Raw genomic sequence first — 13,277 nt, forward strand, 5'->3', positions numbered from 1 at the left:
TTCGCACAACTGCGGCAATGCTCCAGGTGGCCATGTTGATCGCAATGCGCTGCGCAGGCCTCACAAATATCCAAGCATATGCTACTTAAAATTCTTGTATGGGCAACGGTGATTGTCATGAGTTTCACAGTCGTTCTACAAATGAGTGAACACTCGCGTGCTGATGAAATACACTCCGCCAATGACTTCACGTCGTCGTCTTTCAAACAACTAACAGCACAATGCTCGCATTCAATTGCGCACTCGTTACACGCATCAATAAAATTTATAATTGCTTCACTGTCCATAAGTAATTTCCACCAGTGATGACATCAAACAAAATGTGACGATAAAAGTAGAGGCTGTCCTATGTTTAACGATAGAACAGCCTCTGAAGTTAGCCGTGTGTTTCCTTTCGCTAGTATTACCTAGTTCAAGTAGTCAGGATGTGTTCTCAGGTAAAATATCGAAAATTAATTCAATCTTAAACCACTCCTATTCATGACTAACTACACTAACAACAAAAAACGCTATGCCTATGCCGTATCAATATTCTGGCTACCCTTTCGTTGCAATTCAGCCACATAAAAACGGGGAACAAGCGTCATCAATGTTCGGCTAAATAAAAAAAGAAGGTTGAGTTCACCCAGCCATTCTTTAATGGAATGGCGCATCAACCAATACGACAATCCTTCCAGGAAAGCCGGTCGTCGTAATCGCGTTGTCGAGGGCAGTGAACTTGTGGCCTCTTCCGCGTGCTATGACGATCCTTACGATCGGATGCATCAACGCCAGGGCACTAGCAACAAAAATAAATTGTGAACTAAAAATATTATCAGATACATCATCAATTCATCAACACAAAACTCCGGATGTAGTATTTTGCTACGTTAGGCCAAACGAATCCTTGTTTAGAATTTTTGAATGCTTCCAACTCATGTCGTATTGCATCCGTAATTTAGCATGCATGTTGATTAACGAAAAGTAAACCACTACATTTCACTCACAGTTATGAAAAAGATAATCATTGCCGTTACACTTTTATTTTCAGTACACCTCTTACTTGCTCAAAATGTTGCATGGAAGAAGCTCGGCGAAAATTCGACGACAGGAAAATATCTTGACGCTCGTGGCTTCAAGATGTACTATGAAGTTTATGGTACAGGCATGCCGCTTTTGTTTATCCATGGTAATGGTGGATCAATGCGAGATTTTAGTGAACAAGTCCCCTACTTTGCTAAGGATTACAAACTGATTCTGGCTGATAGTAGAGCACAAGGTAAGTCTGTTGACGAGCGCGATTCTTTAAGTTATGAGATGATGGCCGATGACTATAGTGCGCTATTAACACATCTTAAAATCGATTCTGCTTATGTAATTGGTTGGAGTGACGAAGGGATTAATGCCCTACTCCTTGCGCTTCGTCATCCGGAGAAGGTGAAAAAAATGGCGATCACGGGGACGAACTTATGGCCCGATTCTACAGCCCTCACACCATGGATGTACAATTTACTTTTGCAGTGGAACGACACACTATCGAAAGCACCAGCTACGCCAAAATTAAAAAATGATCTGAAACTTCTTCAGCTGATGATCCGCCAACCTCATATTGCAACGAGCGACCTAAAAAAAATTCACTGTCCTGCTTTGGTAATCGGCGGTGACCACGATGTAATTTTACCCCGACACACACTACTGATTGCAGAATCTATTTCGAAATCATATTTGTGGATCCTTCCAAACTCCGGACATTCCACGCTTCAGGTTTATTCAGATATTTTCAATAAGACTGTCCATGACTTTTTTAGAAAACCGTACAGAAAAATTGAAGGACATGCTACACTTCGCTAGATTGTAATACTACAATCATTCGCGAAAAGATCGAGAACGTAAGGAAGTTGTTCTATGGTGAGCTTAACCTTATCGAAGGTACCATTAATTGAGATACAATAGTGTCGCGCAATAAAAAAGATCAATGGATCGTTCGGAGTTGAAAAAAGTCCAGAGATGTCGTCACACCTCAGACATTTGATGGGTTGTCGACTTACCGCGTCACGAGTATACGATCCTCTTCTCCTGATTGCGCGTTCGTGTCGTTTACGATATTGTCAAATGTAAAGTGTTCTTCAATTGACCCACATGTGATTTTGATGAAGTATTTACCAGCCTTCTTAAAATAGAAATCAACGATCACCTTTTTATGCTTGATGGTTTCAACAACGAGCACGTTGCCGTTCTCATCCGTGATTTCCAATACGGCGTTGTGAATTTCTTTGTCCAATTTGAAGTAAATAATGCTACTATTTGTGGATAAGATCGACACCGGTCTTTTCGCAAATCCAACATTCAATACCATTCCAAAAACCAAGAGTAAAATTGCCTTTTTCATAATTTGTTATCCTCGACGCCACTGTGGCGATAACAATGCCAACAGGCAAATCCTAGTTTAACGCTCAAAAACAAAGTCTATTCCTATACAATTATCCCATTATGAGATTAAAATCCATAAAACGAATATTTTCCAATAAATAGATAGCGATTGCATAAACGATAAAATGTCGTCTGTTTGTTTAACTATTAGGCTGGAATAAGAATGGAGATTTATATTGTTTGAAAAATCATGAACGATGCGTTTTAACAGAGGGCGATTTGGCGCCACAATATTGTGTTTTGTACTCATTAGCCTTTTTACGAGTTGTTCCATGTCGCGATACACGAAGAAATCTTTGGAGCAAGCCGAGAAACAAAAACCTTTTGACGTCATCGTTGTGCCTGGCGTTCCTTATGATGGAGACAAAACAACTACGGTGATGAAGATGCGGCTACATTGGGCAAAGTATCTTTATGACAACGGATTTTGCAGGAATATTATTTTTTCCGGTAGCGCTGTATACACGCCCTACACGGAAGGCGTTATCATGAAAATTATGGCGGATTCGTTGGGCATTCCAACTGATCGAACCTTCTCAGAAACAAAAGCAGAGCACAGTACTGAAAATATTTACTACAGTTGGAAGATGGCCAAGTCCATGGGCTTCGAAAAGATTGCGCTGGCAAGTGATCCCTATCAATCGCGCCTCTTGCGACGCTTTCAGAAAAAGTATTGTCCAGGAACGAAATCAATTCCGATCGTTCTTGGCACAATGAATATCGAGGAGAAGAAGCTTCCCGTTATTGACCCCTCTACTGCGCGCGTGTCGAATTTCAAATCTATAAAAGAACGCGAAAGCTTTTTCCAACGGCTGCGCTATACGCTTGGCCGCCGCGTGAAACAAGAAGTCCGTGAAGCAAGAAAGAGTCGCAAAGACAAAAACGCCTAGTCGGCAATAAACGACACTGGCTGCGGTTGCACATATTCCGATTGTTCAAACGTTAATGTCTTGAAAGCTCTCAATAAAGACTGCTCTGTATCAGGTGAAACATTCAATCCTACGATCAGCAATTTAAAATCGGTCGTATTACCATTCTTAATATTCTCAAAATATATGCCCGTGAACCCATCACCCGATATTTTAGGACGAACGATTTTTGCTCCCTTATCATCGACTAAAGCGAAATTTATATCGTGCGTCGATGGATCGGTATGAAGGTTATTGCAATAGGGCCCGTAATTGATTGATACTTTCTCGCCTTCTTGCACTTCAAGAAAACCAGCGCTAATACCAAGTACTGGCGTATATCTCCAAGCACGCGGCACTTCTATACTAATGTCCCCTAAATCTAAACGTTGGAGTTTTAGCGATTCTTTTTCCTGGGAGATATTACATGCCACGCAAGCGAGGCAAAAAATGAAAACGAGTTTTGTCATCGCGGTTAGGTTATTGATCGAATTTCGAGAAACCAATTCCCAAGGCAAAAGAATATACATTAACAAACTATGAATTACCCAACGCCTGAGTTAACAAAAACACAAAAGGCTCTCCTTGCGAAGAGCCTTTGAAAAAAATTGCACAACAATTATACGCCAAGTTTTAACGTAGCAAGGTCAACTTCTTGCTTGTATACATTCTTAAATCGATCCGTCACCTGAATGGTAATCTGTGCATTGGAAGACGATGGCTTTCCAAAAAACATATGATCCGTCAACACCGGATCTACCCATCCACGCTTCGAAGGTTTTTCCAATCCTTCATGAAGCAATACTGACCACGGATCAAAAGACACTTCGGGTTTCAACTCGCCCATAGCCTTACCGTTGTCAAACCACTCCACCTTCCACTGTGGATCCCAGTTCCAAACATTAACCGAAAAAGATTCGGGCTTGTCCTTCACAGCACCGATCGGATAAATTCTGAATTGATGATTTCGCGGCAAGCCAACTGACTTATGATACCAAGTAATCTCGCTACCATTCACCTCATAAACACCGTATCCATTGGGTGTACCATCATAGCAGATCGGACCTGTCCACCATGCGCCACATACGGTGCCATGCACGTGTTCAATGATATTGTCGTCTTGAAAAACTTTCTCATTAAAATGCGTATGGCCGGACATGATGTGAGCTTTGAAAGGTTTGAGTAACCGATAGAGCTCTTTTCGATTAGCAACTACACCGCCAATAGGTTCTTCATTCAGTTTATCGCGTCGCTTCGTTCCGGTATTTACCGGAATATGCACAGACACCACCACGGTAGATCCCTTCTTGACATGAGCTAGATCTTGCTCAAGCCATGCAAATTGTTTTTCATCAATGTAGCCGATGTACTTTTTCGAAGTTCCAAGGAAAAACACATCATCCAATACCACATAATGAATTTGCCCGCGGTTAAAGGAATAGTACGACGGCCCGAAGTGTCCCTTGAATGTTTTCGAAGAATAATCATCTGTTCGCGCATCAAGATCCATGTCGTGATTTCCGATCACTTGAAAAAATGGTATCGATGTTTTATCAACAGCTTGCTTGTAGTCTGTGAATAGCTCAAAGCGATCCCAAACTAAATCTCCACACCCAATCCCATGGAACAATGCATCTTTTCCGTAGCCGTCGACAAGTTGTTTTGTATCCGGTGCAGACTGCGTGTTCAGTAACAATGCGTCGTCGGCATTCTGAATTTGAGGATCCGCCCATACGACAAAATTGTGTTTGGAATCATCTTGAGCAAGCCGCGAGAGCGTAAAATCGCCCTTAAATGAATTTGCATTCGGCTCGATCCGATGAAAGAAATTGGTAATCCCTTTTTGATGATTAAAAGCATAGCCCGCCGGGATAGAGATGTAAACAAACTCCGCCGCAGAAGTACTGGCCAAAGAATAATTCCCTTTCGCGTCGGTGAGCGTAACATTCAGGCCATCGGTAACCGCCACACCGGCTATGCCCTTGCCTCCATCGCGAACTGTGCCTGTCAGTTTAAGGACTGCGTTTGTTTTTGCTTTCCTTTCAACATTAGGAGTAGCTTGGAGTCCGTGAAATCCAATGAGACCAAGGCTTGTAAGCCCGAGTTTTTGTAAGAATGATCGTCTGTTAAATTTCATGTTTGATTTTTATTTTTCCCACCACCCTTTTGTATTGATATCGTCGGTACCAAAGGTAGCAACAGCTTTCGCGTAATTATCAGGGTTGTTTGTTCTCACTACGAGCGGGTACTTAAATCTAACAGGAACACGCTTATCATTCAACATAGCATCCGTGGTTGGAAGTACTGGGAGCCCAGTTCTACGGTATTCGAACCATTGCTGAAAGTCATTGAAATACAATGCGTAATATTTTTGAAGCATGATTCGTTCAATGGTGCCATCATATGCGGCGGCCTCGTTGGCAAAGTAGTCTACAGGCATTACGGCTCCCCATTGTTCAATCGAAGCCTTCACACCGTTTTCATAGTGCGTTTTTGGATCAGATGCAATTACTCCGTTGAGGGCAAGTTCAGCTTTAATAAATTCCACTTCCGCATACGTCATGATTACGCAAACCATCGGCGCTGTTACTAAGGCTACATTCAAATTTGAAGGCAAGAAATCAAACTGCGAATCGCTTCCGGTATACGCACTTGGAATACCTTTATATCCAATTTGCGTTTTTCCATCCTTTGTTCTTGCTTGGGTGTTGAATACAGCACGACGGGGATCATTGAAGTTGTTGAGGTTGTCGATAAAAAATTGAGAACCCGCTCTAAATGTTGTGAAGTCGATTGCGCGTCCCCATGGAGAGAGATTTGCGCCTACGCCAGATACTTTCAAGATAGCAGCCTCACTGTTATTTGTGAATACAGGATATTTCGCAGGATCTCCAATCATTACCGACAGTTTTGTGAACGCATCCATTTCGGCACGCTTTGACACACGCAACAATAAGCGCAACCTGAGTGAATTACAAAACATTCTCCACTTCGCGATATTTTTACCTTTATCGGTTTCGGCTGCTGTGCTGCTGTACAAAATATCAGCGCCATAGATCATTGGCTTCGACACATCGAACAACGTATTTGCACGCTCGAGGTCCGCGATGATTTTCGTGTACACTTCTTGCTGTGTGTTGAACACAGGTTTTAAGATACCTTCTTCTCCTCTTACCGCTTCATCCATCGGAACATCGCCAAAGCAATCTGACAATTGTGAATACACCCACGCATTCAACGTCAGGGCTACTGCTTCGTAGTTTGGATCTTGAGCCGCGATTGACACTTCTCTCATCTCCTTGATATTCGCGAGCCAGCGATAGTAGTTATTCCACGTCGAATTACCCGCTGTTTCAGTAATATCATATCGATGTACACCGCCTGAGACGCTAGGATAAGGCAATGCTACTTGCATAACATTGAAAGTAAAGTCGTCACTCTTTGACGTATTGAAACTTGCCATACCGTAAAGAATCGGATTTAACAAAGTTCCGGGGCTAATCTTTTGAAGGCGATTTGGATCTGTATTAATTTCTTCAAAATTATCCATGCAGGCACTGTTACCGAAAGCTATCAGCACAATACACAATAGTGATATTCTCCAGATTGATTTTTTATTCATGACCATTTGATGCTTGTCGTTTGAGTGTGTGCATTAAAGTTTAAGATTGATATTCAATCCATAAGTACGTGGTGTTGGCAACTGCCCCATCTCGATACCAGGAAGTAATGTAGAGCCATTGAGTGCCGCCGTTTCAGGATCAAACATTGGGAAGTCAGTAATCATCAACAGGTCGCGACCATACAATGCGATGCTTGCTTGTTGAATCGGTGTACGCGCTAACCATTTCTTGGGCATTGAAAACTCAAGACGTACTTCACGCAATTTCACATACGATGCGTCAAAAGAATTTGATTCCACATTTGCACGGCGATAATAGTCCGCATAATAATCCGGAAGCAAAACTTGTTTCGTATTCGGCGAAAAAGTACCGTCAGCATTTTCCACAACGCCCTCGCCTACGATATATCCTTCCTCTCTACCACGGAGTGTATGCTTCAACTTTCCTTGCTCTGACATCTTATGATGTGTTTGCGAGTAGACAATACCACCATATTGACCATCAATCAAGAAGCTCATACGCCATTGCTTATAGCTGAATTCATTTAAGAATCCACCCTTCCAATCAGCGTATGCGTTGCCGATGTATTGGATGTTGTCGGGACGCGCAGGCAGACCATCTTTCGTATAAATGATTTGTCCATCAGGTGCGCGCTTAAATCCAAAACCATAAATATCTCCTGTTGTACCGCCTACCGTTGCCGACACTGTCGCATTACCACCGTAGCCAAGATCCATTCTACCACCAAGTTCTTCCGGCAATGTGAGTACCTTATTAAAGTTCTTCGCCCAAGTGACCGTCGTATTCCATTTGAAGTTACGTGCAACGACAGGGCTACCGGTAAACACGAGCTCCACACCTTGATTACGCACTTTTCCAGCATTGAGCCATTTTCTTGTATATCCGGTTGTTGGATCTACCGGTACATCTACGATGTTATTACTGGTCACATTTCGGTACCACGTCGCGTTCACTCCGATTCTCTTTTCAAGTAAGAATAACTCTAACCCGCCTTCGTAATTGGTATTGAATTCCGGAATAAAGTCAGCGTTGTATAGTGTCTGATCTAATACCGCCGATCCCGCAAACTCAACTGGCACATAGTACTTTTTGTTTTTATAAGGCTGTGCATCACCACCGACACCAGACACGGAAAATCTAACTTTTGCATAAGAGATCGTCTTTGGTAGCGTCAGCATTTCACTTAGGATAAAACTAGTGCTCGCTGAAGGATAGAAGAAAGATGCTTCAGATCGTTTGATGGTGCTCGCCCAATCGTTTCGCGCAGTAACGTCGAAAAATATCTTGTCGTCGTAAGACACGGTCATCAAACCGTACACACTGTTAAGCATGCGATCTTGATCGTTTGATGTGACCATTGGCGTGGACACACCATTTCCGAGTTTGTACTCTGCAGGAATGACCAATCCGTTTACATAAGCATCCATTTGATCGAGATCTTGCTTCATATGATTCCCACCGACGGACATGCGAAAATCAAATTTATCAAAGAACTTATCTTTATAAGTGAAGAGGAAATCTGTATTGATTTCGGAGTAGCTTATGTTTTGAACTTTGAAATATCCTTTTTGAAAATTCGCTGTACTGTATGGACGTTTCTGAGCACGTTCCTCCTGATTTAGCGTCATACCGCCACGAACCATCAATTCAAACTTTTTGGAGATTTCATACGTAGCTGACAACGACCCAACATACGAATTGCTCAGCACACTGTTTGTCATTTCATAAGCAATCAAATATGGATTATCAATGAAGCCACTGAATGGGTGTACCTGATCGATCTGATCTTTTCCTTTTTTCCAACGAGGCTCATACCACTTCAGGTCGACGTTGGGATTTTGAAAGATCATGAAGTAAGAAATAGATTGATTGTTATATCCCGTAGCAGGCAAGTTATCACTCTGCTTACGCGTATAATTCAACTTTCCATTGACCCCAATTTTAGAAGACACTTTTTGATTAAAACTGAAAGCAGCATTAATCCTTTCGAATCCCGTGTTGGGCATGATCCATTCGTTCTTGGTGTGCGTGATAGATGCGCGTGCGGAACCATTTTCACCGCCGCCATCTAGCGATATGCTATTCGCAATGGTTGATCCCGTGCGCCAAAAACCTTTGATGTTATCTTTATATGGTCTCCACAATTGACGTTCTGTTGTTCCTGTCTCCGTTGTGGGATCGTATTGATAATACGACTGACCTTCGAACCTTGGACCAAATGCGCTACTCGTTCCACCGGTGCTCGCACCATCCGCCGTTGCACCGTATGAGTAGTACAATTGACCATCGGCGTTCAATGCTTTTCCTGTGCCTTGTCCATATTCATATTGGTAATCTGGCCACTTCAAGATATCGTTGACACTGATATTCGAATTGATTGTGACGCCTAGCCCCTTGTTCTTTCGCGAACCCGATTTCGTTGTAATCAAGATTGCACCACTACCACCACGACTACCATATAACGCTGCCGCACTTGCACCCTTCAACACCGTAATACTTTCAATGTCATCAGGATTGATATCGGCGATACCGTTACCGAAGTCAATTGGAACATCGTTGCCAGATCCTGCACCGTACGCATTTGTAACGCCTGAGGTCACCGTGCCGGTATTCATCGGGACGCCGTCCAATACAATAAGCGCCGTATTACCATTTGTGGTGAACGAATTATCGCCACGCAACTTGATTCGCGTGGAATTCAAAGGACCAGAACCCGCGGATATCAAATTCAATCCGGCGACTTTCCCTGACAATGCTGAAGACCAATTGTTCGATCTTGCATCCGTCATCGCATTTTGATTTAACACCTGCGTTGAATACCCCAATGCTTTTTCTTCTCTTTTGATACCGAGTGCTGTAACAACAACTTCATTGAGCATGGCACGATCTTCAGACAACACAATGTTTAATTTTGTATTTCCGTTAAGCGCAACTTCTTGCGAGCGATACCCGATAAAACTGAAAAGCAGAATACTATTTTCATTCACGCCCGCCGCACCTAGCGTAAACTGACCACTTGCGTTTGTAACTGTTCCGGTTGTGGTACCCTTGATCAGCACGTTCACACCAGGAAGTGGTGTATTGACGCTGTCTGTTACAATGCCTTCAATGGTATTTTGCGCGTTCACCGAGTAAGCAGTGATCAAGAGCAAACATCCCATTAGCAGAAATTGAATTGTTTTTTTTAGCGTAGAGATTTCATCCATCGTAATTTGGTTTATGCGCAAACGTAGGATTGAATTATGACCTGGAAAGAAACGTGTGATTATGAAATCTTTAAGGCATTGTACCGCGCTATACTTTTTACGTAACATTAAAAAAACAGACAAAGTGGTAAAAAACAGACCTGACACAACGCTTTGGCTATACGCTGAAAGACATGAACCTTAAAATCCCACCTATACCGACGAAATCTTTTGGCTTTTTTCTCGTCGACGTTTTCCCTAAATTCAGCGGGCTATGAACGTACAATTGCCCAATACAAAACCACATTACATTATTCTCGATGGACTTCGCGGTGTCGCCGCTATCACGGTAGTGGCATTTCACATCTTGGAAGCGCATGCTACCAGCCATTTGGATATGATGATCAACCACGGCTATCTCGCCGTAGATTTCTTCTTTTTACTTTCCGGATTTGTGATCGGCTATGCGTACGACGATCGCTGGCAAAAACTTTCCCTCGGCGAGTTCTTCAAAAGAAGACTCATCAGGCTTCACCCATTGATTATCTTCGGGATGCTCGTTGGCGCAGTCTGTTTCTATTTTCAAGATTCGGCACCATGGCCAAAAATCGATGAAGTTCCTTTATCGACATTACTCGTGGTGATGATCATTGGTTTTACACTTATACCACTCCCTATTTCCATGGATATCCGCGGGTGGCAAGAAATGCATCCGTTAAACGGTCCCGCGTGGACTCTTTTCTTCGAGTATGTCGCGAACATTCTCTATGCGGTTGGCCTTCGGCGACTGCCCAACATTGCACTTGCGGTACTTGCAGTGTTGGCCGCCGGCGCATTGATTCACCTTGGATTGACAAACCCGTACGGCGACGTAATCGGTGGCTGGTCATTGGATCCCACACAACTTTACATTGGCAGCGTAAGATTGCTGTTTCCTTTTCTGGCGGGCTTACTCCTTTCGCGCATCATTAAACTCGGAACCATCAGCAACGCTTTCACGTGGTGCAGCTTGTTACTTCTAATTGTTCTGGCCATGCCACGGATCGGCGGAAGCGAAAACCTCTGGATGAATGGTTTATATGATTCACTGACGATCATCCTGATTTTTCCGATTGTTATTTACCTCGGCGCCAGTGGACGCGTTGAAGGTCCAATCCAAAACAACATCTGCAAATTCTTAGGCGACATATCTTACCCAATTTACATCACACACTATCCCTTGATTTACATCTACACCGGTTGGGTACAGGAGCACCGCTACAGCATTGAAGATACAGCGCTCGTAGCAGTACTTGTGTTTGTCGGTTCCATCGCATTGTCGTATGCCGCGCTAAAATTGTACGATGAGCCACTCCGAAATTGGCTTACCCGGAAATTTGTAGCAAAGTAAAGTATCGCGTGGCACTTGAACGAATTTGGATCATTGTTTTCGTGCCTGTATCGCGCGCCGAAAAAACAAAATACTCCGGTCGCTTTTTCTTATTTTTGAAGTCTTAAACATTTTAACCCCTGATGAAATACACCATTGGCCTCTTCCTTTTGATTGTCGTATCGCCTCTTCTCGCACAAGAGAACTATTGGCAACAAAAACTACACTACACCATCAACGCTGAACTCAACGACAAAGACAAAACCATCACCGGAACAGAAACAATCATTTATAAAAACAACTCGCCACAGTCGCTAGACTTCATCTGGTTTCACATTTGGCCAAATGCTTATAGCAACGATTCTACCGCGCTCATGAAGCAGATTAAGAAAGATCCGGAACTTTCAGCAAAAGGCACCAAGCTTAGCTATGGCCATATCGAGGGACTTTCTTTTAAAGTGAATGACAAGGCTGCAGAAACGAAACCCCATGAAAATCCACAATATGTGGATGTCATTAAACTAATCCTGAACAACCCGCTTGCGCCTGGTGACTCTATTTCTATTAGCACACCGTTCAAGGTTTTTCTTCCCGAATACTTTTCGCGGTCGGGTTATTCAGCAAACGAATTTATGGCGTGTCAGTGGTATCCGAAACCAGCGGTGTTTGACGCTTCTGGATGGCACGCATTTCCTTACCTCGACATGGGCGAGTTTTATAGTGAGTACGCCGATTTCAATGTATCGCTCACCGTTCCTGCGAACTATGTTGTCGGCGCAACAGGCACGCTTTTAACAGTCGACGAACTAAAGGCTTACAAAACTATCGGCGCAAAAAACGCAGCAAACCGTAAGAAATCGCCCACCCCTTACACGCCGATTACGAAGAAGGCAACCAAAACACTTCAGTATACAGCGAAGCAAGTGCCTGACTTTGCCTGGTTTGCCGACAAAGATTTTGTGATTCAATATGACACCGTGCGTTTGAAGAGCGGTAAAGTAGTAGACGCTTTCTCATTCTACCATGACGCCAAGAAAACATTATGGAACAACAGCATTGACTTCATCAAAGACGCTATTCACAAATACAGTGGATGGATTGGTGAATATGAGTACCCGGTTGTTCAAGTCGTAGAAGGACCTCAGAATAATTCCAGCGGTGGTATGGAGTACCCGATGATAACATTGATTACAGCACCAAATGCAGAAGAAGAGTCATTGGATGCCGTGATCACCCATGAAGTAGGCCATAATTGGTTTATGAGTATGCTGGGAAGTAATGAGCGTGACCATACTTGGATGGACGAAGGCTTAAACACGTACTACCAATTTCGTTACGAAGGTGAAAAATATCGCAGCAACAGCATCTTCGGAAATTCACTTCCAAAAGAACTAAAAAAACTTCCTGCTGATCAGTTCCTGCAAGTGATTTACACAACGATTGAAAAACATTTACCCATGCAATCGGCTATGGATATTCCTGCAGACAAGTTTCCATCATCTGCCGAATACGGAATTGTATCGTATGTAAAAACTGCCCTTTGGATGTATATTCTAGAAAGCGCTATTGGTCAGGATCAAGTTGACCTCGCCGTTAAGAACTACTTTCAAAAATGGAAGCACAAACATCCACAACCTGTTGACATGGAAAATGCTTTTGAATCGGCCACCGGCAAGGACCTTACTGACTTCTTTCTCTTAACAAAAAAAGAAGGCAAATTCGAATAGCCAAAAAAGAACTTTACTAAAGACTGTTGCTCAAG

9 protein-coding genes are annotated in these 13,277 nt (G+C 43.0%); 4 read left to right on the forward strand and 5 right to left on the reverse strand.

Going from position 1 to position 13,277, the window contains the following annotated elements; translation table 11 throughout:
- Positions 1 to 990 precede the first annotated feature (990 nt).
- Positions 991 to 1,830 carry an alpha/beta fold hydrolase gene (locus DQQ10_RS07450; RefSeq protein ID WP_112746185.1) on the forward strand — a complete coding sequence of 280 codons (840 nt, stop codon included), beginning with the start codon at positions 991 to 993 and terminating at the stop codon, positions 1,828 to 1,830.
- 193 nt (positions 1,831 to 2,023) lie between these two features.
- Here the strand turns inward: DQQ10_RS07450 and DQQ10_RS07455 are convergent, their stop codons facing one another.
- Positions 2,024 to 2,368 carry a hypothetical protein gene (locus DQQ10_RS07455; protein WP_112746186.1) on the reverse strand — a complete coding sequence of 115 codons (345 nt, stop codon included), beginning with the start codon at positions 2,366 to 2,368 and terminating at the stop codon, positions 2,024 to 2,026.
- A 313-nt stretch (positions 2,369 to 2,681) separates the two neighbouring features.
- Between DQQ10_RS07455 and DQQ10_RS07460 the strand changes: the two genes are divergently transcribed.
- A complete protein-coding gene (locus tag DQQ10_RS07460) occupies positions 2,682 to 3,299 on the forward strand; it encodes a YdcF family protein (protein WP_165823836.1) in 618 nt (205 codons plus the stop codon).
- Here DQQ10_RS07460 and DQQ10_RS07465 read toward each other — a convergent pair.
- The 4 genes from DQQ10_RS07465 to DQQ10_RS07480 form a co-directional block, all read right to left on the reverse strand.
- A complete protein-coding gene (locus DQQ10_RS07465) occupies positions 3,296 to 3,787 on the reverse strand; it encodes a hypothetical protein (RefSeq protein WP_133259574.1) in 492 nt (163 codons plus the stop codon). The two genes, DQQ10_RS07460 and DQQ10_RS07465, sit on opposite strands and share 4 nt — an antisense overlap.
- A 149-nt stretch (positions 3,788 to 3,936) precedes the next feature.
- Positions 3,937 to 5,454, reverse strand: a complete 1,518-nt coding sequence (locus DQQ10_RS07470; protein ID WP_112746189.1) for a calcineurin-like phosphoesterase C-terminal domain-containing protein — start codon at positions 5,452 to 5,454, stop codon at positions 3,937 to 3,939.
- A gap of 9 nt (positions 5,455 to 5,463) precedes the next feature.
- On the reverse strand, positions 5,464 to 6,939 hold the full coding sequence (locus tag DQQ10_RS07475; protein WP_112746260.1) for a SusD/RagB family nutrient-binding outer membrane lipoprotein: 1,476 nt from the start codon (positions 6,937 to 6,939) through the stop codon (positions 5,464 to 5,466).
- A gap of 33 nt (positions 6,940 to 6,972) precedes the next feature.
- Positions 6,973 to 10,167 carry a SusC/RagA family TonB-linked outer membrane protein gene (locus DQQ10_RS07480; protein ID WP_112746261.1) on the reverse strand — a complete coding sequence of 1,065 codons (3,195 nt, stop codon included), beginning with the start codon at positions 10,165 to 10,167 and terminating at the stop codon, positions 6,973 to 6,975.
- A gap of 253 nt (positions 10,168 to 10,420) precedes the next feature.
- Here DQQ10_RS07480 and DQQ10_RS07485 point away from each other — a divergent pair, with 253 nt between their 5' ends.
- On the forward strand, positions 10,421 to 11,536 hold the full coding sequence (locus DQQ10_RS07485; RefSeq protein WP_112746190.1) for an acyltransferase family protein: 1,116 nt from the start codon (positions 10,421 to 10,423) through the stop codon (positions 11,534 to 11,536).
- A 122-nt stretch (positions 11,537 to 11,658) separates the two neighbouring features.
- Positions 11,659 to 13,242 (forward strand): M1 family metallopeptidase, encoded by a 1,584-nt coding sequence (locus DQQ10_RS07490; RefSeq protein ID WP_112746191.1) that lies wholly within the window; start codon positions 11,659 to 11,661, stop codon positions 13,240 to 13,242.
- Positions 13,243 to 13,277: the final 35 nt, after the last annotated feature.

The organism is Pseudochryseolinea flava (assembly GCF_003286915.1).
GTDB lineage: Bacteria > Bacteroidota > Bacteroidia > Cytophagales > Cyclobacteriaceae > Ohtaekwangia > Ohtaekwangia flava.

Coding starts and splice junctions, on each gene's coding strand:
- DQQ10_RS07460 (WP_165823836.1), top strand. CDS start 2,682: ATGTCGCGATACACGAAGAAATCTTTGGAGCAAGCCGAGAAACAAAAA.
- DQQ10_RS07465 (WP_133259574.1), bottom strand. CDS start 3,787: ATGACAAAACTCGTTTTCATTTTTTGCCTCGCTTGCGTGGCATGTAAT.
- DQQ10_RS07475 (WP_112746260.1), bottom strand. CDS start 6,939: ATGAATAAAAAATCAATCTGGAGAATATCACTATTGTGTATTGTGCTG.
- DQQ10_RS07450 (WP_112746185.1), top strand. CDS start 991: ATGAAAAAGATAATCATTGCCGTTACACTTTTATTTTCAGTACACCTC.
- DQQ10_RS07455 (WP_112746186.1), bottom strand. CDS start 2,368: ATGAAAAAGGCAATTTTACTCTTGGTTTTTGGAATGGTATTGAATGTT.
- DQQ10_RS07485 (WP_112746190.1), top strand. CDS start 10,421: ATGAACGTACAATTGCCCAATACAAAACCACATTACATTATTCTCGAT.
- DQQ10_RS07490 (WP_112746191.1), top strand. CDS start 11,659: ATGAAATACACCATTGGCCTCTTCCTTTTGATTGTCGTATCGCCTCTT.
- DQQ10_RS07470 (WP_112746189.1), bottom strand. CDS start 5,454: ATGAAATTTAACAGACGATCATTCTTACAAAAACTCGGGCTTACAAGC.
- DQQ10_RS07480 (WP_112746261.1), bottom strand. CDS start 10,167: ATGGATGAAATCTCTACGCTAAAAAAAACAATTCAATTTCTGCTAATG.